This window comes from Marinitoga sp. 1138 (assembly GCF_013363265.1).
GTDB classification, from domain to species: domain Bacteria; phylum Thermotogota; class Thermotogae; order Petrotogales; family Petrotogaceae; genus Marinitoga; species Marinitoga piezophila.
In genome coordinates this window covers 145,534-170,254 of record NZ_LBFA01000001.1, presented here as the reverse complement: position 1 = coordinate 170,254, position 24,721 = coordinate 145,534, and the positions used below count along the sequence as shown (strand labels likewise).

The following is a 24,721-nucleotide window of genomic DNA, read 5'->3' as shown; positions in this document are numbered from 1 at the left end:
CTTTTATATGAAAAAAAGTTTTGTTATAGCATTAATTATTTTATTATTAAATACTTTAATTTTCGCTGAACTTGTTGATGTAAAACCTGCATCTCCTGTTTATCCACATGTACTAAAAGTAATAAATGCTGGTATTATGGATACGGACACTCAGGGAAAATTTAATGGTGCAATATCTGTTTCAAGATATGATCTTGCTATTTTTGGTTCTAAATTTCTTGATTATTTAGATGAAAATTATAAATTAAAAATTGAAACTATGGATGCTTCATTATCCAAGTTATTAAACGAAAAATTACCCGACAGAGTATACACTCTTGAAAATTTTATTTTTTCTCTTGATACTGATTATAAAAATACAAAAAATACAGTTTCAGAACTCAGTAAAGATGTATATTATTTAAAGCAGGCTATATCTATTAACTCTACTGAAACTAATAATCCAATTTTTAAAGCTATAGCTCAAAACGCTTCTATGATAGCCCAAAAAAAATCAGAAGAAACAATTAAGCAGTTATATGAAACAACACTTGCTACAATGATTACTTTTAGCAACAGAATGGATGAATTTGAAAAAAGCGTTGAACAGCTGGCAGAAGAATTTTCAAAAACCAAAGAATATATGATTAATACTCTTGATGATTATTTAAACAAAGAAAAAAATTATTATAAGTCATATATAGATGAACTATTTGAAAAAGAAAAAACCGGTCTAAAAGTTTATATTACAAATGAAATTTCTTCTCAAATTAGATGGAAGGGTAATACCGATGAAGCCACAATAACGCAATTGATGAATGAAATCAATACATTAAAAAATCAAATTGCCTCTTCAAATACATATGTAGATGATATTATCCAACAAAAATTTGATTTTGAAGTAAAACCTTTAATGGAGCTTACTTCAAAAATTCCAGAACTTGATAATCAAATTAAAATATTAAACGATAAAATAACAAAACTTGAAACTTCTGGAGTAAACATTTCAAATTCAGCAACTCTTTCAAATGATACGTTGTTATATAAAAAATTAAGAGATATTGATATGAAAGTAAATTCTTTACAGTCCTTACAAATAAAAGTTGAAGAACTTGAAAAAGCTGTAAATTCTTATTCCGCTATTTTAACTGATACAACTAATAGACTTAATAATATTGATAATAGAATCTTAGATATTCAAAAAAATATGAGTTCTTTAAAATCTGGAAATGGTGGAACTGTTCCTTCAGAAATTATCGATAGAATTGCTGTATTGGAAAATAGAGTATCCAATATAGAACGTCTTGAAAATGCGGCAGATGAAATTGATAAATTTAGTAAACAATTACAAAATTTCGATCAGAGAATAGGGTTACTTGAAGGTGCTGCTTTTGGTAAAGAAAATGAAAGCCTTTCAAATTTATTCACACGTCTTGACCAGATTGAATCAAGAATTAACACAAATGATTATGCTGTTTCTAATTTAACAGCTCAAGTTTTGAATATGTCAAAAGATCTCGATGCTTTCAGAGAAGCAGTAAAGGCAAGTGGCGTTAAAGACTCCTCTGAACTTTTAAAACAAATTGCTGAAGCTTTACCAAAAATAAATAATATTGAGGAATTGAGCAATAAAAATTATCAGGATATTCAGAAAATCAATGCTGATTTAAAATTAGTCTCTGAATTATCAGAACAGGTAAGAAATTTAAATAATATTGTTCAGTCATTGGCAATACAACCACCAACACAAAAATTACAAAATGAGGTTATTGCGAATTCAAAAACACTTTTTGAATTAAAAAGCGATTTCGATAAAAAATCAGCAAAAATCGATACATTAGAAAACAGATTAAAATCATTAGAAAAATCCATCTATACACTTGAAAATCTTCCTTCAAACAATCAAGATGCTTTAATAAATATAATAGATGATATGGTTTCACAGGAATTAATGAAAAAATCTGACGACATAAAAAATTATATTTATATGCAAATAAAAGATGATTTAATTAAGGAAAACATGAAATCATTAGAAGCTATAGTAACAAGATTAAACAACTTAGAAAATAAAGTAAACATGTCTGTTGATTCTTCTTATCTTGGCGATAAAATCTATAAAATAGAAGATGATATAACTGCTTTAAAAACTAAAAATAATCAGCTGGAAAATGAAATTCTTGAAATGAAAAAGAGCGAAATGTCTAATGATGCTTTAAATAGACGTCTTCAAAACCTTGAAGAACAATTACATTCACAAAATTTAATGTCTAACGTAATATATGCATTAATAGGTGGTGTAGTAGGCGGAATTGCAGTTTATATCCTATTAGGAGGGTTCTAATGAAAAAAGAATACGGATTAGCGCTTGGAAGCGGCGGAATAAGGGGAATGGCACATATAGCATTAATTGAATATCTTGAAAATAAATATGAAATGCACCCAGTTGTAATAACTGGGTGCAGTGCTGGTTCATTAATAGGTGGATTATATGCTTTAGAACCAGATATAAATTCAGTATATAAAAAACTTTCTTATTCATTAAAAAATTTTGATACTGAAATAAAATCTATGAAAAAAAGTCTTGATTCAAAAATTTCTGGATTTACAAAATTGCTTTCCTCCATGGGAATTATGAAAAATGAAGTTCTATTTAGAATGTTAAAACCTTTGTTTTATAAGAAAAAATTTTCTGATTGTAAGATACCTTTTGGTGTTGTTGCTCTAAATATCGAAGAAGAAAAAACAGAAGAAATCACAGAAGGATATCTATTAGATGCCATTATGGCATCTTCAAATGTTCCTGGTGCTTTTACACCTACATTATTAGGGGGAATGGAATTATTAGATGGCGGAGTGCTTGAAGAAGTCCCAATACAACTTTGCAGAAAAATGGGAGCGAATTATGTTGTAGCTTCACATATTCCTTCTACGAATAAAAGTTTAAGTAGTGGATTTAATTATATAAATTATATTTCATCATTGAGTATAGATTTAGTTACAGATTTAAAACTTTCAGATGCTGATGAACCATATATATTTGAATCACAATATTCATGGTATGAGTTTGATAAATACGAGGAAATTTACAACGAGGCAAAGACCAAACTAGCCCAACAAAAGAGTGGTGAAATAAATGTCGCAAATTAAAATTGCTTCTGGTGATTTTAAATACGGATTGTACTGGAATGCTGGAGTTGTTTCTTCTTTTTATGAAAAAAAATTAAATCCATTCTTAAAATTATCCGGTATAAGCGTTTTAATGCCGTTCTTTATTTCGAAATATAAAAGAAATTTTTTTGGAAAAATGATTGAATTCATTGAAAATACAAAAATTTTAAATAAGTTTGTGTTTAAAGACAGAATATATGAAAATTTATATAATCAAGCAACTGCGTTATTAAAATTAAACAAAAAAAAGCAATTTGAGTTCGAATCACATACAGAACTCACTAAAGAATTAAAAGCATATTTTGGAAATACAAAATTATCAGATTTAGGAGATTTTTTTCTAATCGAAGCATATGATATAAAAGATAATACAATATATTATTTTCAAAGAGAAGAATTATTCGTTGATGCATTAGTAGCCTCATTATCTTCACCTCCATATTTCAAATACTATGAATATAATGACAAATTTTTAATTCCCAGTGCAGAAATTTCACTATCGCCATTAAATATAGAAAATTATGACATAATAACCTCTTATGAATGTTCAATAAAATTACCAAAACCAAGAAATGGTGCTGAAATATTACTTTATTCGTTCTTTTTGAGAAAAAAGGAATTATTTGGTATAATTACTAAAGATAAAGATGTAATCTGCCCTCAAAAAGTGGAATTCTCTGCTTTAAATGCAAAAACTTATATGTACGCAAAAAGATTAGCTGACAAATGGATTAGCGATAAATTGGAGGGAAACAAATGAAAAAATGGTTGTTTTTATTAATCAGTGTTCTTTTATTTTCCATTGCACTTGCTGATACTATTCATGTAAGTGCAATAACCGTTAATGGTGGAGATGATTTTTATGTACTAAAAAATGATGTAAAGGTTATTAAAAATGATTTAGAAGTATTAACAGACCTCGCTACCGTAACTTTAGTAAATGAAGAATGGCGAAACCTCGAATCTTCAGGTGATATTTTTATTAAAACAGATACTATGGAAGCAACTTCTAATCTTTTAAAATATGATTTAAAAAAGGATATAGGTACTCTTTCAGGCGATGTTGAAACTACAATAAAATTAAAAGAAGACAATAAAATTATATATATTTTTTGTGATAAAATTGAATTTAATAATAAAGATAAAACATATTCTGGAAATATGAAAAGTGATGATGGTTTAGTAAAAATTTTAAAAGATGATTATGTAATTTTCGCAAAAAGTTTTGAATACGATGAAAATACAAAAATTCTTGTATTAAAGGATAATGTAACAATAAAAAATGATGTAAAAAAGATAAATATGAAAACATCAAAAGCTACCTTTAAAACAGATAAAAACGAAATATCTGCACAAAGAGTACAATTAACTCTTGAAATAAAAAATGATAATGAAAAAGAAGAGGAGGAAAATAAATGATAGATATAAAATTAATAAGAAGAAGTCCTGAAATTATCATTGAAGCTTTAGAAAAGAGAAATCATGAAACCGATTTAATCAATCGTATAAGAGAATTAGATGAAGAAAAACGTGAATATCAAAGAGAAGTTGAAGCTTTAAGAGCTGAAAGAAATACATATTCTAAACAACTTGCTAAATTAAAAGCAGAAGGAAAAATGGAAGAATTTGAAGAATTATCAAAAAAATCCAAAAGAATTGCTGATAAAATCAAAGAACTTGAATCAAAAATGAATGAAATTGAAGATAAAATACATATAAAATTACTATACATTCCTAATATTCCTGACGAAAGTGTTCCCGTGGGAAAAGATGAAAAAGATAATGTCGAGATAAGAAAATGGGGAACCCCTACAACATTTGACTTTAAACCAAAAGCACATTGGGATTTAGGTCCTGATTTAAAAATGCTTGATTTTGAAAGAGCTTCAAAATTAAGTGGTTCAAGATTTTCAATTATAAAGTCTCAACTTGCACGATTAAATAGAGCTTTAATCAACTTTATGCTTGATGTCCATACACAGCAACACGGTTACACTGAAATTGTTCCACCACATCTTGTAAAACGAGATACAATGCTTGGAACAGGCCAATTGCCAAAATTCGAGGAAGATGCATACAATACAAAAGATGACGATTTATTCTTAATTCCAACAGCAGAAGTTGCTCTTGCTGGAATGCATCAAAATGAGATTTTAAGCTTTAAAGAGCTTCCTTTAAAATATGTTGCATATACACCATGTTATAGAAGAGAAGCAGGAAGTTATGGTAAAGACGTTAGAGGAATGATCAGGCAACATCAATTTGATAAAGTTGAATTATTCTGGTACTCAGAACCAGAAAAATCCGAAGAAGCCCTTGAAGAATTAACTTCACATGCTGAAAAAATATTACAATTATTGAAATTACCATATAGAGTAATTACCTTATGTACAGGTGATTTAGGATTTGCAGCAGCAAAAACATATGATTTAGAAGTATGGCTTCCAAGTTATAATGCATACAAAGAAATCTCTTCATGTAGTAATGTAAAAGATTTCCAGGCAAGAAGAGGAAATACACGTTATAGAATGAAAAATAACAAAATGGCATATGTTCATACATTAAATGGTTCAGGATTAGCTATTGGAAGAACTTTAGTGGCTATTATGGAAAATTATCAGTTACCAGATGGAAGAATAAAGGTTCCTGAAGTATTGGTTCCATATATGAATGGCCTGGAGGTTATAGGCTAATGCCCAATGCCTTTTATGGTATTCTTTCTGATGAAAATTCAATTATACTTGATAAAAATGAAACTGCTCATCTTAAAATAGTGAGAATAAATATCGGCGAAGAAATCACCGTATATGATGGCACAGGAAATATTTATACATGCATAGTAGAAAAAATCTCAAAAAATCAAACAAAATGCAGAGTTTTAAATATACAAAATTACAATAAAGAATATAAACCAGAAATTGATTTTTACATTGGTGCCAGTAAATTCGATAGAATGAAAATTTTAATTGAAAAACTCGTTGAATTAAGAGTAAATAGAATACATATATTCCACGGTAAAAAATCTCAATTAACATTTAAAAATCTGGAAAAATTTAAAAAAGTAATAATAGAAAGTTCTAAACAATCTGAAAATCCAAAATTTCCTGAGATTTCATTTACTGACTTTAAAAAGATAAACAAGTTAGAAAATGCTATATTACTGGATTTAAAATCTTCTTTATCATTAAATGAAGCACTTTCATTAGAATATTTTAAAAAAAATAAAAAGATTTCTGTTATACTTGGTCCTGATATGGGATTTTCAAATGATGAACTGGAAAATGTTTCAAATAACATTATAAAGGTTAATCTCGGAAAAACTACTATGAGATTTGAAACAGCTGGAATATATGTAATGAGTATTCTTAATTATTTTTATAATAGACTTTATTAAGAACTTTTATCCCCTTTTATAAGTCATATTTAATGACTACATAATCACAAGGGGGGATTTGATGAAGTCATACGTAAAGTTTTATGAAGAAACAAAGAGGGAATATCATGAAATGCTTAACAAAGCAAAAAGACCTCAAGATGTCGTAGATGTTTTCGCAAAATATACACTCAATTTTTTAAAAAGCGCTTTCCCGGAAAAAATTACAGACGAACATTTAAATTATATTGTCTTTGATGAAGAGTTAGAAAATGGATATTATTTTGAAGAACCATTAATGGAATTATTAAAAGAAGAATTTGAAAATTCCGATTTACCTTCTATCCTAAAGAAAAAAGCCAAAGAGGCTAAAGATAGATATCTTCACATTATAAATGATAATGATAGAACAGAAACTTTTAGACTTTCAAATAACGCAAAAAGCTATTAATAATTAATAAAGCCGGCTCAAAAGCCGGCTTTTATATATAAAAACCATTACTAATGAATTTACTTAACTTTTCTGCAAATTTTTTACTTTCAGCATTAAAATTTACCTCCAATAATATTTCAATTAATTGGTTATTTATGTTATGCAAATGTCAAGTAACTCTGGAAAGGACCATTTTATTTTACCATTTACAATCATCTGGTTTTAATATTCCAAGCAATAATTTTATTGTTGTTGATTTCCCAGCTCCATTTGGCCCGAGATAAAAACAGATATCTCCCTTTTCTATTTCAAATGAAATTCCTTTAAGTGCTGTTACTACCTTGTCTTTTTTTAATTTATATTCTTTTACAACATTTTCAAATTTTATCATTTTTTTCACTCCTGTTTATTAATATTATATAATTTGAGAAATTTTTATCTTTATTTCTATAATATTATATATTAATTTTCATTTTCACTAAAATATGGAATTATATAAAACACCGTTATCAATATCCCTGTTATTCCTAAAAATATTAAATAATATCCACTGTGGATTTTATCTATTATTTTTCCTCCTATATATATTCCTACTATTGTTACTATTTGCATTATTACCATTTTTAATGATCCTATTCTACCTCTTATTTCATTATCTATACTCATTTGAAATTTCGAATTTATTATTACATTGGTAATTACAAGAGCTATATTAAATAAAAATAGCATTGTTGCTATTGATAAAAATTTGATAATTTCATTTGAATAATTCCAAAATATTATTATTCCTAAAAATAGAACCGCTATATTCATTATAATATTTGATAATTTAAAATATAATGTTTTTTTGTCATTTACCATTATAAAGGTTATTAGCGATGCACCTGCTAAAGAACCAACTGTCATAGCAGTTTCTGCTAATCCAACATATGTTGCAGAAAATCCTCCATCTCTTTTTATTATTACAGGTATAAATACTGCAAATATTGGTATCATCCATGCAGAATAATAGATAATTATATTCAATAGATGCTTTAACTCTTTTTTTCTTTTTAAATATTTTATTCCATCTTTTATTTCATCGTAAAAGGATATTTCTGATAATTTTTTCTTATTTTCCATATTATAATCATATTCAATATATAACTCACTTATTCCTGAAAGTAAAAAAGTTATTCCATTAATGAGCAATAGTATCTTAATTCCATATATGCTATATAATAAAGCACCTATTGGAGGACCTGACAATGAAGAAATATTTGAAACTATCAAAAGATATGAGTTTGCTTTTTCAAGATATTGATTTTCTACAAGTTCTGGCAACATTGCATAAGTTGATGTATCAAATAATGTACTCACAATAGATTGTACAATCAAATATATAAATATCGACCATATACTTATAATGTTATTGGCTATAAGATATGCCATAGTTAAACATAAAATACCACTAATAAAGTCCATTCCTACCATTATTTTTTTTCTATTATAATTATCAGCTATAACTCCTAAAAATGGTCTTATTATTATTTCAAAAACCATAATAAATATTGTTGCTAGTCCAAGTATTGTTGCCGATTGTGTAATATCCAACAATAACAACGGAAAACCTATAACCTGTATAGTATCCCCAAGATTGGAAATTAATCTTCCGAATATATATAACTTAAAATTTTTGTTCATACTTTTTCACTTCCTTAAATGAATGTATTATATATAATTAAATTATTGTTTATCCATTTATATATTAAATACTTAATCATTATCTTCTGCAAATATTATTGTTGAAAATATTATTATTCCTAAAAGTATTAATATAGTGATTTTTTCATATTTTCCACCTCCATTATTGATTTTACTATTTCTAACATGACTTTCAAGTGTTTTTTTTAAAATAAAAATCCGCTTTTTATCAGTATTTTAGAAGTTGATTTTTATTACATTTTAATTAACTCGTGTAACATCGAAAAATCCGGGATTTTATTTCGTTTTTTAAAATACTTTTATATTCATTATTTTGTCTTTTTCTTAATTCTTTATTATGTTACAAGAGAATGGTGATTTTAAAGTTTCTTACTTTCAAAAAAGATTAGTAAAAATATTTTTAACTTTTTGTAATTTGGAGGTTAAAAAAGTATTTGAAGAAAGCTGAAAGAAGATTATTGAATTCTGAAGATGTTGAAAATGCGGAATATAATATTTCACCATTTTATTTAGCAAGAAAAAAACTCATCACTGAGCTTTTTAAGAAAACAAAGAACTTTAAGGAATTTGTTTTTAATTATTTTAAGCTCAGTGATGAGGAATGAAAGTTTTTGATGTGTTTTTAAGAAATTGCGTTCGATACGATATTAAATGGCCCATTACTCCTTATCCAAAAGGAAAGGTTCGCGATTTTGCAATTAAATATGGTCTCGGTCAAAAACGTGTTGCTCTTGGTTATTACTCTTTTGAAGATGATGAAAGAGTTTTGATTGATGAGATTATTGAGAGGTTTTTATAACAAAATCCCCGTGAATAACACGGGGATTTTGTTATACTACTATTAAGCTATTATTGTTCTCATAATATCTGCTAAGTCTATAAATGATTCTTTTAATGATGCGCCTCCAACAAGACCACCATCGATATTTGGTTTTGTAAATAATCCAAAGTAATTTTCTGGTTTTACACTACCTCCATATAATATTGTTACTGATTCTGCAACATCTTCATCAAACATTTCGCTTAATAATTTTCTTATATATGCATGAACTTCTTCAGCCTGTTCTGGTGTTGCTACTTTTCCAGTTCCAATTGCCCATACTGGTTCATATGCAATAACTATTTTTTTGACATCTTCTTTTTCTATTCCATATAATCCTTCTTTAACCTGTTTTTCTATTACATTAAAAGTTAAGTCTTTTTCTCTTTCTTCTAATTTTTCGCCAATACAGAATATAGGTGTTAAATCTTTTTCAAGAGCTTTCTTGATTTTTTTGTTTATTATTTCATCTGTTTCACCAAAAATATTTCTTCTTTCTGAATGTCCAAGAATTACATAGTTTACACCTAATGACTTTAACATGTCAGCTGATACTTCTCCAGTAAATGCACCTTTATCTTCAAAGTGCATATTTTGAGCTGCAACATTTATATTTGTGCTTGCTGTTAAATCCACAGCCTTTTCTAATGCAAGGAATGTTGGAGCTATTACAACTTCAAATTTCTTTTCCTTGCCTATTTTTGCTGTTAATTTGGAAATGAATTCTGCTGCTTCAAGATTTGTTTTATTCATTTTCCAGTTTCCAGCAAGAATATATTTTCTTTTATTTATTTTTTTTTTAGATGCAATACTTGCTATACCTGGTAATTCTTTTCCTTCGAGGAATTCCAATGAAGCTCCTCCACCTGTTGAAACATGTGAAACCTTTCTTTCAAGACCGAATTTTTCTATGGCTGCTGCACTGTCTCCACCACCAATAATTGTTATTGCACCTTCATCTGTGATTTCAGCAACCATATTTGCAACTTCTTTTGTTCCTGTTGCAAAATCATCTATTTCAAATACACCCATTGGTCCATTCCATACAACAGTTTTTGCTCCAGCTAATTTTGACTTGAATAATTCTATGCTTTCAGGTCCAATGTCAAGTCCCATCCAGCCATCTTCAATGCCGTCTTCAATTTTTACTACTTTCTTTTCAACACCAGCTTCTAATTTCTGTGCAATAACTGCATCAACTGGCAATACTAATTCTACACCTTTTTCATTTGCTTTTTCCAATAATTCTTTTGCTAAGTCAACTTTATCTTCTTCAAATTTTGATGAACCTATTTCTTTACCTAATGCCTTGAGGAATGTAAACATCATAGCTCCACCAATTAATATTTTATCTGCAACTTCAAGTAAGTTTGTAATAACGCCTATTTTATCTGAAACTTTAGCTCCGCCAAGTATCACTACATATGGCTTTTCAGGATTAGCTGTAGCTTTTGAAAGGAATTTTATTTCTTTTTCCATTAAGAATCCTGCTACACTTGGTATATATTGTGCAATTCCAACATTTGAAGCATGTGCTCTATGTGCTGTTCCAAATGCATCATTAACATGAATATCTGCTAATTCTGCCCATTGTTTTGCAAGTTCAGGATCATTTTTTGTTTCGCCTTTCATATATCTTGTATTTTCAAGAACTAATACTTCACCTTCTTTTAATTCATCAACAGCTTTTTTAACTTCGTCTCCTACTACTTCTGGAACAAATTTTACTTCCTGGCCTAATAATTCTGCCAATCTTTCTGCTACTGGTTTTAATGAGAATTCTGGTTTTGGTTCTCCCTTTGGTCTTCCTAAATGTGATAATAATATCACTTTTGCACCTTCATTTAAAGCATGTTTTATTGTTGGCAATGCAGCTTTTATTCTTTTATCGTTTGTAATTACTCCATCTTTCATTGGAACGTTAAAATCAACTCTCATAATAACCTTTTTACCTTTTAATTCAATATCTTTAATTGTCATTTTATCCATTTATTCTCCCTCCCTTGTGTATAATCAGTAAAGGGGACTAATTAAAGTCCCCCTATTAAACTTATATTATATTAATTCTGCCATTCTTTCTGCTAAATCTACAACTCTTGTTGAGTAACCGTATTCGTTGTCATACCATGAAGCAACTTTAACTAATGTGCCGTCCATAACCTTTGTTAATGTTGCATCAAAGATTCCTGAGAATGTTGTTCCGATTATATCTGAAGAAACAATCATATCTTCATTGTATCCTAAAATGCCTTTTAAATATGTTTCTGCTGCTTCTTTCATAACAGCATTTACTTCTTCTGCAGTTGTAGCTTTTTCAACAACAACTGTTAAGTCTGTAATTGATCCATCTGGTGTTGGAACTCTCATTGCAATACCATCTAATTTACCTTTTAATTCAGGAATAACTACCCCAACAGCTTTTGCAGCACCTGTTGTTGTTGGAATAATATTAACTGCAGCTGCTCTTGCCCTTCTTAAATCGCTATGTGGTAAGTCTAATACTCTCTGGTCATTTGTAAATGAATGTACTGTTGTTAATAATCCTGTTTTTACACCAAATTTATCGTTTAATACTTTAATTACTGGTGCAATTGAGTTTGTTGTACATGATGCGTTTGAAACTACAACATGTTCTTTCTTTAATAATTCATCGTTTACACCTAAAACAACTGTTAAATCAACTTCACCTTTTGCTGGTGCAGTGATTATAACCTTTTTTGCACCTGCTTCAATGTGTGGCATAGCTTTTTCTTTGCTTCTAAATACACCTGTTGATTCAATAACAATATCTACTCCTAAATCTCCCCAAGGTAAGTTTGCAGGATTCTTTTCAGCAAATACCTTTATTTTTTTACCATTTACTACAAATCCATCTTCTACAACTTCTACTGTACCGTCAAATTTTCCATGTACACTATCGTATTTTAATAAGTGAGCTAATGTTTTTGGATCTGTTAAATCGTTGATAGCAACAACTTCAAAATTATCCCTTTTCATCATTTCTCTAAATACAACTCTCCCAATTCTCCCAAAACCGTTAATAGCAATCTTAATAGCCATTAATAAACACCTCCTGATATGTAATGTGAATTTACTTTGTTATTTTTTTCTCTAATATCATTATATCCCTTATTTTTAAAATTTATATTTTGCAATTATAAATTTTTGAAGTTGATTATATTTAATTAATGTTAATTACATTCCTAAATTTAATCCACCGATGTATTTTTGAGTAATTTTTTCTGTTTCTTCTTCTTTAAATTGTTTTGCTTTATCAATAGCTTCATTTGTAGCAGCAATAATCATATCTTTTATAATTTCAAATTCTTCATCTGCTAATTCTTCTGATATTTCAATATCTTTTACCCTTAAATCTCCAGTAACTATTACTTTTACAACTCCTCCACCACTTGTTGCTTCAAATTCCTTTATAGCTAATTCATTTTCAAAATTTTTAAGTTCCTGTTCCATTAATTCCTGAGTTTTTTGAGCTTCCTGCATTAATTTCATTAAATCGTTTTTCTTTCCACCTGATGATTTTAAGCTTCTTCCACCAAGTCCTCTGATTTTTTTAGCCATAATAACCTCCTTTGTCACTCTATTATTCTTTATGCTGAATTATCAGTTATATTATACCATAAATCTCAAATTTTAATGATTATGTTTAAATAAATTAAAAATTCTCATTTTTTGTATGAAATTTTTTTCATTGTTATTATGACTATTTTTTTAGTTTTTTCAACAAATATTTATATCCATCATATTCTACTATTTTTATGCTTTTTTCTAACTCCTGAAACACCTTTTCTTTTTCATCGTTAAAATGATTTATTATTTTTTCTGCCTGATCATATCTCAAAGGATGTTTTTCTGTGATATCCAGTATCGCATCTAATGAATTGGTATATCTACTTACATCAAAATCGCCATCTTCCCTATATGCAATTGAGTATGCATTCGGTATTACAGATTGAGCATATTTTATTGCTTCTTCAGAAGGTATTTTCACCCATTTTTCAACCGGTGGTCTAACAGGTGTATTTATATATACCCTTTCTGGCAATGGATTAATAGAACCTATTATTTCAGCTAATTTATCTATATCTTTTCTGCTATCGTTTATTTCTTTCATTAACATTATTTCTATCCATATTTTTCCTGTATACTCTTTTGCAAATATCCTTAATCCTTCAATAATTTTTTCATATGAAATATTTTCAATAGGCCTATTTATTAACTTAAATTTTTTTTCATCCGGGGCATCAATACTCGGCAAAATAAGGTCAGCAAGTTTTAATTCTTCTCTTACTTTTTCATCATACATTAAAAATCCATTTGTTACTACAGCTATTTTAAATTTCTCTTTATGTTGTTCCTTTATCCATTTTATTATTTCACCTAAACCAGAATGCAATGTTGGTTCTCCATCGCCAATAAAGGTAATATAGTCAATTGGCAATTCTGTATTTTCTATTGCATATTTAAGTTCTTTGATAATTTCTTCGGTTTTTATATATTCTTTCCTTTGATTTGTAAAGTTTGTCGTTTTTCCTAATTGACAATAGATACATGCATAATTGCAGGTTTTTAATGGTGTTAAATTTATTCCAAGAGAATTTCCCAATCTTCTTGAAGGTACTGGACCAAATACATTACCCATATTATCATCTCCTTGTAATTATATATATAATACATATATAATTATACCACTATTTTGTAAAAAAATCCCCGACATTTTCATGTCGGGGATTGATGTTATTTCTTAAAAAATTATTCCTCCATTATTTCCACCTTTTGGTGCTTTTTTCATCTGATCAAGCTGATTAAGCAAGTCTGCTGGAGCAACACTAATATCTGGTGTATTCATAGCTTCTTGCTGCATTAAACTCTTTAATTGTTCTTCATATTCCTGCATTTTCTTTTTCATTTCTTCTAAATCATTTTTTACCCAGTTTAATATGTCATTTGACATTTCTTTTGCTTTGTCATCTGGAAGCTCAACTTTTTTACCTTCTAATTCTGTGTGTGCTTTAAATTCATCTTTAATTGCTTCTACTAAATTTTCTTCTGTTAAGATTTCATTTTTGTATAATACCCTTAAAGCAATATTTGTTCTAAATTTTAAATCTTCCATTGACATTTCAATAGCTTCAAGTCTTGCCATAATGATGTTTATTAATTGATCTAATGATACCTGCATCTTAATACCTCCCTGATTTTCAAAAAGTTTAACCTTCTGCTAATAGATTATATAAATTCTTTTTTAAATTATTATTTCTTTTTATTTCAAAAGAAATAATTTTATATATCATTTTAGGTTGTATCCAAGCCCTGTCATTTTTTCTGGATTTATCAATTTTTTTAGTTCTTCAATATTTTTGTTGTATTTTTCAGAGAGGTATTTAATGACTTTTTCAACTTCATAATCGTTTTTTTCAAGTGCTTCTGATACTATTTCATATCCAAATAATTCTATTAATGGAGTAATAAAGGTATAAGAATTTATCAAATTTTTTTGACATTGCTTTTCATTGGCTTCTATTAGTTCTATATATCCTTTCAAAGCTGTAAGAGAATTATTAAGATATTCCATTGACTTCAATGTATAATGAATTATTAAAGGAGCAAGGTGGTTTAATTCAAGATTACCATTATAAGTTGCTGTTGTAATGAGGTTGTCAAACGAGATAACGCTTAGTGATAATTGAATTACATATTCTGGAATTACTGGATTAACTTTACCAGGCATTATTGAGCTTCCAGCTTGAATTTTGGGTAAAATTAATTCGTTATACCCTGATCTTCCTGATCCCAATATTCTTATATCATTTGATATTTTTATTAAATTTACAGCTAATGATTTTAATAATCCACTAATTTCCGAAAATACATCCCAATTTTGAGTGGCGTCAATAAGGTTTTCTGCTTTTGCAATTCCTATTTTTGTTATTTCTCTTACTACATTTACTATTTTTAAAACATACTCTTTTGGTGCCGCTATTCCTGTTCCTATTGCGGTTCCTCCAATGTTGACACTTCTTATTCTCTCTTCAACTTTGTACAATCGCCACCTGTCTCTACTCAATGCATCAGCCCATGCACCAAATTCCTGTCCAAGCATTATTGGTACAGCATCCATTAATTGAGTTCTCCCTATTTTTTTTATTTTCATAAACTCTTTTTCTTTATTTTGAATTATATCCTGTAATTTTATTACATTACTTACAACTTCTCTCAATTCTTTAATTATAGCTATTTTCCCTGCTGTTGGAAACACATCATTGGTTGATTGATGTAGATTTACATGATTCAATGGATTTACTATATATTCTCCCTTTTTTCCATTTAATATCTCTGTTGCTCGATTAGCAATTACTTCATTAAAATTCATATTAATAGATGTTCCAGCTCCTCCGGATAGAGGTTCAACAACTATATAATTTTTAAGATTTTTCCATTCATCGCAGGCTTTTACAATTGCCTTTGCAATATCTTTTTCTAAATATCCAAGTTCATAATTTAAAATTGCAGCGGCTTTTTTTATCATGAAAAAAGCCCAGATAAAATTCTCATTGTATTTTTCACCTGTAATCGGAAAATTTTTTAATGCTCTTGCTGTGTGTATACCATAATAAACATTATCAGGTATTTCCAACTCGCCAATAAAATCTCTTTCAACACGCATTTGACCACCTCATATTAATCCAATAACAATGATTCATATCCTTTATGTTTATTTCTTGATATTTCGGGGAATATTTCCAACGCTCTATCTATTGCTCCATGTAAATATGAAATTAATACACCATAATTTACTATTGGTATATTATACATAGTGGCAATATTTATACGTCTTAACATTGCTTTTCTCGTTAATGTACAACCTCCACAATGAATAATAAGCTTTGCATTTTTAACTTTTTCATATTCAGGAAATTCTGTTCCAGCAATAAATTCAAAATTTATATTTATACCAAGATGATTTGTAAGCCAACGTGGAATTTTCACTCTTCCTATATCCTCTGTAAGTGGTCTATGAGAACAACCTTCCATTATTATCACAGTATCTCCATCTTTTAATTTTTCAATGGCTTCCACGCTTTTTGATAATATTTCAAGATCTCCTTTATGACGAGCTTCTAAAATGGAAAATGTTGTAAGAGGAATATCGCTATCTATATTCGAAACAACTTTCATTACACTTTGAGAATCTGTAACTACAAGATCAGGTTTCCTTTGCAAATTTTCTAAGGTATGTTTTAATTCTCTTTCTTTTGTTACTATAGCTATTGCTTCACGATCAAGAATTTCTCTAATGGCTGTAACCTGTGGCATTATTAAGCGTCCTTTTGGTGCGCCAAGATCTATGGGAACAACTAAAACTATTAATTGTCCTGGTTCTATTAAATCTGCTATTAAAGGTATTTCCTCTTCTTTCGGTAATACTTTCGCTATTAATTCTTTTAAATCTTCAATCCCTTCTTTTTTTAATGCTGAAATTGAAATTACATTTTTTGTGTATTGTTTATAACTATTTTCTATTTCTATTATATTTTTTATTATATCCTTTTTGTTTATTACAACGATAAATGGAATTTTTAAATCTTTAAATATCTCAATAAGTTTTTTTTCATATTTGCTAACTTTATCATTTGTTACTATTAATCCAATGTCCGCTTTATATAATGCTTTATACGCTTTTTTTACCCTAAATTCTCCTATTTTACCTTCATCATCTATTCCAGGTGTATCAATAATAGTAACAGGACCTATTGGCTGCAATTCCATTGTTTTGAATACAGGATCAGTAGTGGTACCGGGAATATCGCTCGTAATAGCAATTTCTTGATCAAAAAGTGCATTAATAAGCGTAGATTTACCAGCATTTCTTCTACCAGCAATTGCTATATATTTTCTATATCCTTTCATAGGAGTAGCCATTTCTTTTCGCCTCCAAAATCCTTCTATATGTATACGGACTTAATTTTAAACCTTCTTCAAGAATTCTTTCCGCAGTTTCATAAAACTCAACTTTTATTTTTTCATCATATATATTGTAATTTTTCCTATATTTATCAGGAGTAATGTTTACCATTATTACATTACAACCACTTCTCAAAGCCTTAAATTGATAATCTCTTTTTAAAGTTCCCAAAGCTGTTGTTGCAGGCATTAATGCATATGGAATTGTTAATCTTGTTGCTGCATATGCATTTAACGTTAAATCAGCAGAACCATCTGGATATCCTTCTAATGGCGTATTATGCGTTGATATAAATGGTCCCATGCCAATCATTTTTATTCTATGATCTCTCATAAATATGATGTCATCAGCTATGTCTTTTTCTGTTTGCCCTGGAAGACCAATTATATTACCTGAACCTGTAATATATCCCAGGTATACAAGATAATCTAACAATTCTATTCTATATTCATAATCTTTATCTGGATGTATCTCATTAAATATTTTTTTGTTTATTGTTTCATGTTTTAGTAAAACCTTTGAAGCACCAGCTTCTTTAAATCTTTTATATGCTTCCTTGCTTCTTTCACCAATTGAAAGGGAAACAGATGTTTTATATTCATGATGAATTTTATATATTATTCTTTCCAGTGTTTCATCAGAAAAATACTCATCTTCTCCTCCTTGTAAGATAATGGTTGTTAAACCCATATCTACTCCGTTTTTTGCTATTTTTAATATTTCTTCTTCTGGTATTCTATATCTTTTTATACAATTATTTTGTACTCTAATTCCACAATAATTACAACTTTTATTACAATAATTGGTAAATTCAATTATTCCTTTTAATGTAATAAAGTCTGTAGTCAATGTTCTTGTTACTATATCTGCTACTTTATATATTTCTTCTTTTTTATTTTCGTTTTCTAACCTTAAAATCCATAATATTTTTTCATAATCCAATGTGAAGTATTTCAAAAAATAGTTTATTATTTCACTTACTTCTGAAGAAACATCATTTTGAATTTTTTTTAATTTCTCAATTAATCTTTCAAACCGTTTTGAAATATAAATCACCCCTTAGAAATATAAATCTCTTTCTCCAGCTTTTATTTTTTCTATTTTTTGAAGTAATTCTTTTTTTAACGGGGAATCTTGCATATTTTTAATTTCTTCTTCTATTCTTTTTGCACCAATTTTCTTTGTTGATTCTGGTGCATAGTCTTCTAAATATTCAAGAAATGTCAAAACAGCATTAGGAGTACAAAATCTCTTTACAAATCCCGGTATAGCAAATTCCATAAAATGTTCTCCTGTTCTTCCCAATCTATAGCATCCTGTACAGAATGAAGGCAAGTAACCTTCTTCACAAAGTTCTTCAATAATTTGATCTAATGTTCTATTATCTCCAAGCAGGAATTGACTTTTCTTTATCTTTTCTTCATCGGTTTCAGAATAACTTCCTACGCCTATACTTGAACCACCATCTATTTGGGAAACTCCAAACTTTAATACTTCATTTCTTATTTCTACAGGTTCTCTTGCTGTTAGTATTAATCCTGTATATGGTACTGCTAATCTTAAAATAGCTACCAGCTTTTTAAAATTTTTATCATCCAGTGCATATGGCGGTCTTTCTGCAATTGGTGTATCAAGTGCTGGTTCTATTCGAGGAAATGATATTGTATGAGGCCCAACATTAAATCTTTCTTCAAAATGTATAGTATGATATAATAATCCCATTGCTTCAAATTTCCAATCATATAATCCAAATAATGCACCAATTCCAACATCATCTAATCCTGCTTGAAATGCTCTGTCAAGACCATATAATCGCCATAAATAATTGGATTTTGGACCACTTATATGATATTTTTTATATGTTTCTCTATGATAGGTTTCCTGAAATATCTGAAAAGTTCCAATTCCAACCTCTTTAAATAATTTATAATCTTCAACAGTCTGTGGAGCTGCATTTACGTTTACTCTTCTTATTTCACCTTTTCCTTTTTTTGTATTATATATTGTTCTAATAGTTTCTGTCATAAATTTTGCATTATACTTCGGATGTTCACCAAAAACTACTATTAATCGTTTATGTCCTTTATCTTCAAGAGCTTCTACTTCTTTTTTTACTTCTTCAATACTTAAAGAACGTCTTACAATATTTTTATTAGTTACTCTAAATCCACAATACTGACAATTGTTTATACACTCATTTCCAATATACAAAGGTGCAAATAATACTATTCTATTTCCATATATTCTTCTTTTTAATTCTCTTGCACCTTCAAATATTTCTTCAAGCAACTCTTCATCTTCAACATTTAATAATGTTGCCATTTCCTCCGGATCTAATCGATTTTTATTAAGTGATTTTTGAATTATTTCACGAACTTTAAATTTGTCAGGATTTTTTGTAGTTTCTAAATATTCAAAGATTTTTTCTTCTGGAATAAAGGATTTTAAATTGTCTCTATCTTTTATATATAACATTATAAACACCTCCAGATAATTTAAATTTTTAAAGTTGTACTTTTAACCTTTACAGAATCAATTTGCCCTAATTTTCCAGATAATGCACCAAGCTCATCTGTTGTCATTTCCACCACAAGAAATATTATCGCTATTCCTTTTTCCTTCATTGGATAACCCACTCTCAAAAGAATTTTTTCACCATAATTGTGTAATAAATCACTTACTTTTTGATAAGCTAAGTCACGGTTATAAATTATTATGGACAATGTGCTTATCTTCTTTTCCATAAAAAAACACCCCTTCCTTTGGTATTTTCTATACACCAAGGAAGGGGAATATTGTATCCCTTATTTCCCCTCCCTTGATGTCAGGAATACTCCCTTCATCTCAGGAGAAAAATTTCACTTTTATATTTCGAGAAAATTATAACATACTTTTTTTACAAAAAAATTAAAAAACGGATAGAAAACATTCTATCCGTTCATTTATAAAACTAAAAAATTAGTCCAATACCTAAATCAAATGCTGGTGAAATCCCACTTATAACATTAGAAATATTAATATAGGCTACCCCTAAATATGGTTCTACAAAAAATATAACATCAGAAGTAGGAATAATGAATTTATATCCTATTCCTCCAGAAATTGAATACATCATTATCATACCAGAACTACCATAATATGAATCCACAAGACTAATACCTCCAACACCAAATCCAATAAAACTATATAAATTGGAATTATTTAAATAAAATTTTGGAGTTAAAGAAACTCCATAACCATTCATTTTAACAGTATCATATTGTTGAGATAAAAAGGAAATCCCAAAAGCCAATCCTCTATTTTGATCCTCTGATTTACTTTCTAAAGAAATATTTACAGCACCAGAAAGAGTTGATCCTACATCTGTAGAAATTGAAACACCTTCAACTAATATTGAACTACTTAAGAAAAGAAAAATAATTACTACTAAGAACATTCTTTTTATTTTCATTTAAATCCCTCCTTATAAAATTTATAATAATTTAAGTTAATTATATATATCCTATAAAGATTATAGGATATATATATTAAAAAAAAAAAAAAAGAAAATATTTCTTAATGATTAACAAATGTTAATTATTAAATTGTATAAAACTCTATAAAAATATATATTATCTTTTGAAGAATTATTGAATATATAATTATAAAATAAAAAAAAATAAGGAGCATAAAGCTCCTTATTCTACATCTATAACCTTTTCTGATTCCCATAAACCATGGAGGTTACAATATGAATGCGCTATTAAAGTTCCTTTTTTGTCTAATTTTACATGTGTTACTACATGTGGCTCGGTTACTCCTGCACCAAATTCAAATCTTCCAAGATGAATGGTATTTGGATTATCCTCATAATGAACATATAAATCTATCCACGCAATATGATGTTCCACTGTATTTGGATGAGCTATATCTTTTCCAACCTGTACCTCAACTTTAAATGTCTCTCCTGCCTTTACCTTTTCAGGTGCATCTATAACTGGTACATGCTTTTCATTTTTGAAATCTGCTGATTTAATTACATCTCCTAATTTCATTTTTTCCCCTCCTTAAAACTCTTCAAATTGTGATGAGGTTGCACCACAAACTGGACATTTTTCTGGTATTTCATCAAATGTTGTATATCCACAAATCTTACATACATAAACCTTTTTATCTTCTAAATCTTCATTGGTTTCAAGATGCTTTTTTGCTTCTTTATACATTTCTTCATGTATTTTTTCAGCTTCTAATGCATAATGAGCACTTCTTACAGCTTCTTTTTCTTCCTGGAATTCTGAAGCATTTTTATATACTGGATACATTTCTTCAATTTCAAAGTGTTCTCCAGCCGCTGAATCTTCTAAATTATCTCCTACGCTTCCTAAATAGCCCAATGCTTTAAAATGATTTCGAGCATGTACAAACTCTGCATATGCAATTGCTCTCCATAATCTTGCAAGATTTTTTTTGCCCTGAGCTTCAGCATCTTCAGCATAAATTGTATACTTCATATGAGCTTTTGATTCACCACAAAAAGCATCTTCTAAAAATTTTCTTGTCATTTCTTTTTTTACCATAATTACATCCCCCTTATAGTTAAATTTTCAAATAAAAACAAATTTAAAATAATTACAAATATATTCTATACCGTTTATTTTACTTAAAAATTACAAAATTTTTACAGTTTGATTAGCTAACAAAAAAAGTGGGACGGTAAGCCGGATTCTGTTTTGTCGGTCATTTATCTAAGCGGTCTACCTGGAAGGCGCCATAAAAGGCAAGCCGGGCAAGCTTAACCTTCCTATTTGACCTTGCTCAGGATGGGGGTTACCAGGCCATCAGGTTACCCTGATGCCGGTGAGCTCTTACCTCACCTTTCCACCCTTGCCATATTCGGCGGTTTTCGTTTCTATGGCCCTTTCCGAGGATCACTCCTCCCGGCAGTTAACCGGCATCCCGCCCTCAGAGTCCGGACTTTCCTCATGGCATGCGAGTATGCTGCCACGCGACCGATCGTCCCACTTTATAATATATTATCTATTTAAGTAATTAAATAATCTTCCCTGATAGGTATTTCTATTTTTCATTTCTTTTTCAAGTAAATTTATTATTTTAATTTTGGACATTCCCCAATTCCCATGCAAAACACCTTCTCTTGGTGGATCAGCTGCTAAACGATGAATTACAATTTCTGGATCAAGATATTCTAAAAATAATATATTTCTATTAATAAATTCTTCTAAACTTAAAGGCTTTACTTCACCATTTTTATACATTTTTCCAAGTACAGTATCTTCAGTTATATAAAGGGAATGCAATTTTACACCATCTACTTTTAATGCTGATAATATTTTTGCTCCTTCAATAATATCTTCTTCACTATCCCAGGGCAAATCCACTATCATATGCACTATCACTTCAAGGTTTCTTTGTTTTGCTCTATTAACAGCATCTATAAACTCTGCAAGTGAATGGCCTCTATTTAAAATTTTTAATGTGTTTATATTAACGCTTTGAAGTCCATATTCTATATAAACATCCATTTTTTCTTTATACGATGCAATTAAATCCAAAACATCGTCTGGCACTGTATCAGGTCGTGTTGAAATATCAAGAATTATTATTCTTTCATCTATTAATGCCGAATCGTAAATTTTTTTTAAAACATGTGTCGGTGCATATGTATTTGTATTTGATTGAAAATATGCCATAAATTTGTTTGCTCTACCTTCATATCTTTTCATCATTATTTGTATCTGTTCTGCAATAGGTGTTTTAGGAGATAATGCTGCAAACCCGCTCCCACTTTCTTCACAGTAGATACATCCACCAGTTCCTCTTACACCGGTTTTATTTGGACAGGTAAAACCAGCGTTTATAGGTAAACGCTGGACTCTTTCTCCATATCTTTTTTTTAAGTAATCACTTAATTTATTGTATAACACCTTCTCTGCTCCTTTTTTATCTTTTCGTTTCTCTAATATTATAAACGTTTATTTATTCTTTTTCTTTAATTTTATTTTCGAGATTAGTGTATAATTCATGAAATTTTTCGTAATAATTATTTTCTTTTAATTTTGGAAATTCACCATTGTAATAAACCCATTCGCCATTTACCATAGTTGCATAGACTCTATTGGATGGTGCTGAATATACTATATGAGATTTTAATCTATTTAAATCTACAGGATAGAATTCTATGTTATTTATATCAATAACTGCAAAATCCGCTTTGTAACCTTCTTCTATTCTTCCAATTTTTTCGTTTAGTGCATATCCTCCATTTTCCCATACCATTCTTAATGCTTCTTCTGTTTTAAACTTTTCAGGACCATATGATTTTTGTAATAATGCTGCTAATCTCATTTCTTCCCAGAGATTTAAAGTATTATTACTTGCTGCCCCATCTGTTCCAAGAGTTACATTGATTTCATGTTCCAGCATTTTTATTATAGGAGCAATTCCATTACCTAACTTTAAATTACTTGAAGGGTTATGCGCAACTGTTATCTCGTTTCTTGCCAGAATTTTCATATCTTTATCGTCTACATGAACACAATGTGCAGCAATTACGTTATTTTTAAATAATCCAGTTTTTTCTAAGTCTTCAAAGGAATACATATCCCTTTCATGTTTCGCCTCATATAAATGGATTGTAGCAAACGTATCGTATTTTTCCGTTAATTCAGCTATTTCTTCAAGTTTATTCATTGGACATGTATATGGAGCATGTGGTCCAAATCCCACTTTTATATTATATTTGTTATGATATTTTTCAAATAGCTCTATTGTTTCATCTATTCTTCTTTTCCATCCTTCATCATTATCATATCCCAATCCTCTTGTTAAATACGCTCTTACTCCTAAATCCTTTACTGCTTCTGCTGTTCCATTCATAAATAAATACATATCTACAATTGTTGTTGTTCCTTTGGATAACATTTCCATTGTTGATATTAAAGAACCATAATATGTGAGTTCATCTGTTAATAATTCTTCTCGAGGAAACATAACGTCAAACAGCCATTCTTTTAAGGTTAAATCATCACCTATTCCTCTGAACAAACTCATTGCAAGATGTGTATGTGTATTTATAAATCCAGGAAGTATGAGTTTATCTTTTAAATCTATTAATTCCACAGTATTGTCTTCATTTTCTATATTTTCTTCAATTTCTATTATAATTCCATTTTCAATTAAAATGTCCATTTTTTTTATTTCTGCATCCGCACTCATTAACACATATGCATTTTTTAATATTTTTTTCATTTTTTCACCTCT

At 28.8% G+C, this 24,721-nt stretch carries 26 protein-coding genes and 1 other RNA gene; 9 read left to right on the top strand and 18 right to left on the bottom strand.

Annotation, left to right across the window (positions count from 1 at the left end; all coding sequences use genetic code 11):
- Positions 1-7: 7 nt before the first annotated feature.
- From XO11_RS00980 to XO11_RS00950, 7 genes are all read left to right on the top strand, one after another.
- Positions 8-2,320, top strand: coding sequence for a hypothetical protein (locus XO11_RS00980; protein ID WP_014295654.1), 2,313 nt, complete (start codon positions 8-10; stop codon positions 2,318-2,320).
- Positions 2,320-3,126, top strand: a complete 807-nt coding sequence (locus XO11_RS00975) for a patatin-like phospholipase family protein (RefSeq protein ID WP_014295653.1) — start codon at positions 2,320-2,322, stop codon at positions 3,124-3,126. Before XO11_RS00980 ends, XO11_RS00975 begins: the two co-directional genes overlap by 1 nt.
- A complete protein-coding gene (locus XO11_RS00970; RefSeq protein WP_014295652.1) occupies positions 3,113-3,907 on the top strand; it encodes a patatin-like phospholipase family protein in 795 nt (264 codons plus the stop codon). The genes XO11_RS00975 and XO11_RS00970 overlap by 14 nt, the downstream gene beginning before the upstream one ends.
- Positions 3,904-4,566 carry an LptA/OstA family protein gene (locus XO11_RS00965; RefSeq protein ID WP_014295651.1) on the top strand — a complete coding sequence of 221 codons (663 nt, stop codon included), beginning with the start codon at positions 3,904-3,906 and terminating at the stop codon, positions 4,564-4,566. Before XO11_RS00970 ends, XO11_RS00965 begins: the two co-directional genes overlap by 4 nt.
- The gene (gene serS, locus XO11_RS00960; RefSeq protein ID WP_014295650.1) at positions 4,563-5,840 is read left to right on the top strand and encodes a serine--tRNA ligase; all 1,278 of its coding nucleotides are present in this window, start codon (positions 4,563-4,565) and stop codon (positions 5,838-5,840) included. The genes XO11_RS00965 and serS overlap by 4 nt, the downstream gene beginning before the upstream one ends.
- A complete protein-coding gene (locus XO11_RS00955; RefSeq protein WP_014295649.1) occupies positions 5,840-6,541 on the top strand; it encodes a 16S rRNA (uracil(1498)-N(3))-methyltransferase in 702 nt (233 codons plus the stop codon). Before serS ends, XO11_RS00955 begins: the two co-directional genes overlap by 1 nt.
- A 61-nt stretch (positions 6,542-6,602) precedes the next feature.
- Positions 6,603-6,971, top strand: a complete 369-nt coding sequence (locus XO11_RS00950) for a hypothetical protein (protein WP_175418013.1) — start codon at positions 6,603-6,605, stop codon at positions 6,969-6,971.
- A gap of 181 nt (positions 6,972-7,152) precedes the next feature.
- Here the strand turns inward: XO11_RS00950 and XO11_RS00945 are convergent, their stop codons facing one another.
- Together XO11_RS00945 and XO11_RS00940 are read right to left on the bottom strand one after the other, a co-directional pair.
- Positions 7,153-7,344 (bottom strand): ATP-binding cassette domain-containing protein, encoded by a 192-nt coding sequence (locus tag XO11_RS00945; protein WP_075780110.1) that lies wholly within the window; start codon positions 7,342-7,344, stop codon positions 7,153-7,155.
- 71 nt (positions 7,345-7,415) lie between these two features.
- Positions 7,416-8,636, bottom strand: a complete 1,221-nt coding sequence (locus XO11_RS00940; RefSeq protein ID WP_075780109.1) for an MFS transporter — start codon at positions 8,634-8,636, stop codon at positions 7,416-7,418.
- Between the two features lie 455 nt (positions 8,637-9,091).
- Here XO11_RS00940 and XO11_RS10455 point away from each other — a divergent pair, with 455 nt between their 5' ends.
- The gene (locus XO11_RS10455) at positions 9,092-9,262 is read left to right on the top strand and encodes a hypothetical protein (RefSeq protein ID WP_232223910.1); all 171 of its coding nucleotides are present in this window, start codon (positions 9,092-9,094) and stop codon (positions 9,260-9,262) included.
- Positions 9,259-9,456, top strand: a complete 198-nt coding sequence (locus tag XO11_RS10450) for a hypothetical protein (RefSeq protein WP_232223907.1) — start codon at positions 9,259-9,261, stop codon at positions 9,454-9,456. Before XO11_RS10455 ends, XO11_RS10450 begins: the two co-directional genes overlap by 4 nt.
- Positions 9,457-9,498: 42 nt before the next feature.
- Here XO11_RS10450 and tpiA read toward each other — a convergent pair whose 3' ends face one another.
- The 16 genes from tpiA to XO11_RS00855 form a co-directional block, all read right to left on the bottom strand.
- Positions 9,499-11,466: a triose-phosphate isomerase gene (gene tpiA, locus XO11_RS00930; RefSeq protein WP_075780108.1), complete on the bottom strand. Its 1,968-nt coding sequence runs from the start codon at positions 11,464-11,466 to the stop codon at positions 9,499-9,501.
- 66 nt (positions 11,467-11,532) lie between these two features.
- Positions 11,533-12,537: a type I glyceraldehyde-3-phosphate dehydrogenase gene (gene gap, locus XO11_RS00925; RefSeq protein ID WP_014295640.1), complete on the bottom strand. Its 1,005-nt coding sequence runs from the start codon at positions 12,535-12,537 to the stop codon at positions 11,533-11,535.
- Between the two features lie 135 nt (positions 12,538-12,672).
- Positions 12,673-13,056, bottom strand: coding sequence for a YbaB/EbfC family nucleoid-associated protein (locus XO11_RS00920; protein ID WP_014295639.1), 384 nt, complete (start codon positions 13,054-13,056; stop codon positions 12,673-12,675).
- A gap of 142 nt (positions 13,057-13,198) precedes the next feature.
- Positions 13,199-14,137 (bottom strand): radical SAM protein, encoded by a 939-nt coding sequence (locus XO11_RS00915; protein ID WP_175418012.1) that lies wholly within the window; start codon positions 14,135-14,137, stop codon positions 13,199-13,201.
- Positions 14,138-14,239: 102 nt separating this feature from the next.
- Complete coding sequence (locus tag XO11_RS00910; protein ID WP_175418011.1) at positions 14,240-14,677, bottom strand: hypothetical protein; 438 nt, start codon at positions 14,675-14,677, stop codon at positions 14,240-14,242.
- 108 nt (positions 14,678-14,785) lie between these two features.
- Positions 14,786-16,162: an aspartate ammonia-lyase gene (locus XO11_RS00905; protein ID WP_175418010.1), complete on the bottom strand. Its 1,377-nt coding sequence runs from the start codon at positions 16,160-16,162 to the stop codon at positions 14,786-14,788.
- Between the two features lie 14 nt (positions 16,163-16,176).
- Positions 16,177-17,418, bottom strand: a complete 1,242-nt coding sequence (gene hydF, locus XO11_RS00900) for a [FeFe] hydrogenase H-cluster maturation GTPase HydF (RefSeq protein ID WP_075780104.1) — start codon at positions 17,416-17,418, stop codon at positions 16,177-16,179.
- Complete coding sequence (hydE, locus tag XO11_RS00895; protein WP_014295634.1) at positions 17,393-18,517, bottom strand: [FeFe] hydrogenase H-cluster radical SAM maturase HydE; 1,125 nt, start codon at positions 18,515-18,517, stop codon at positions 17,393-17,395. Before hydE ends, hydF begins: the two co-directional genes overlap by 26 nt.
- A 3-nt stretch (positions 18,518-18,520) precedes the next feature.
- Positions 18,521-19,939 carry a [FeFe] hydrogenase H-cluster radical SAM maturase HydG gene (gene hydG, locus XO11_RS00890; RefSeq protein WP_041638678.1) on the bottom strand — a complete coding sequence of 473 codons (1,419 nt, stop codon included), beginning with the start codon at positions 19,937-19,939 and terminating at the stop codon, positions 18,521-18,523.
- 17 nt (positions 19,940-19,956) lie between these two features.
- Positions 19,957-20,205, bottom strand: coding sequence for a TM1266 family iron-only hydrogenase system putative regulator (locus tag XO11_RS00885; protein WP_014295632.1), 249 nt, complete (start codon positions 20,203-20,205; stop codon positions 19,957-19,959).
- A 206-nt stretch (positions 20,206-20,411) separates the two neighbouring features.
- Positions 20,412-20,912 carry a hypothetical protein gene (locus tag XO11_RS00880; RefSeq protein WP_175418009.1) on the bottom strand — a complete coding sequence of 167 codons (501 nt, stop codon included), beginning with the start codon at positions 20,910-20,912 and terminating at the stop codon, positions 20,412-20,414.
- 226 nt (positions 20,913-21,138) lie between these two features.
- Positions 21,139-21,495 carry a class II SORL domain-containing protein gene (locus XO11_RS00875; protein WP_175418008.1) on the bottom strand — a complete coding sequence of 119 codons (357 nt, stop codon included), beginning with the start codon at positions 21,493-21,495 and terminating at the stop codon, positions 21,139-21,141.
- 12 nt (positions 21,496-21,507) lie between these two features.
- Complete coding sequence (locus XO11_RS00870) at positions 21,508-22,020, bottom strand: rubrerythrin family protein (RefSeq protein ID WP_041638405.1); 513 nt, start codon at positions 22,018-22,020, stop codon at positions 21,508-21,510.
- 118 nt (positions 22,021-22,138) lie between these two features.
- An RNA gene (gene rnpB / locus XO11_RS00865) (RNase P RNA component class A) lies at positions 22,139-22,465 on the bottom strand.
- Between the two features lie 8 nt (positions 22,466-22,473).
- Entirely contained in the window at positions 22,474-23,385 is a 912-nt protein-coding gene (locus XO11_RS00860; protein ID WP_175418007.1) for a TIGR01212 family radical SAM protein, read from the bottom strand.
- 52 nt (positions 23,386-23,437) lie between these two features.
- Positions 23,438-24,709: an amidohydrolase gene (locus XO11_RS00855; protein WP_014295628.1), complete on the bottom strand. Its 1,272-nt coding sequence runs from the start codon at positions 24,707-24,709 to the stop codon at positions 23,438-23,440.
- Between the last annotated feature and the right edge of the window lie 12 nt (positions 24,710-24,721).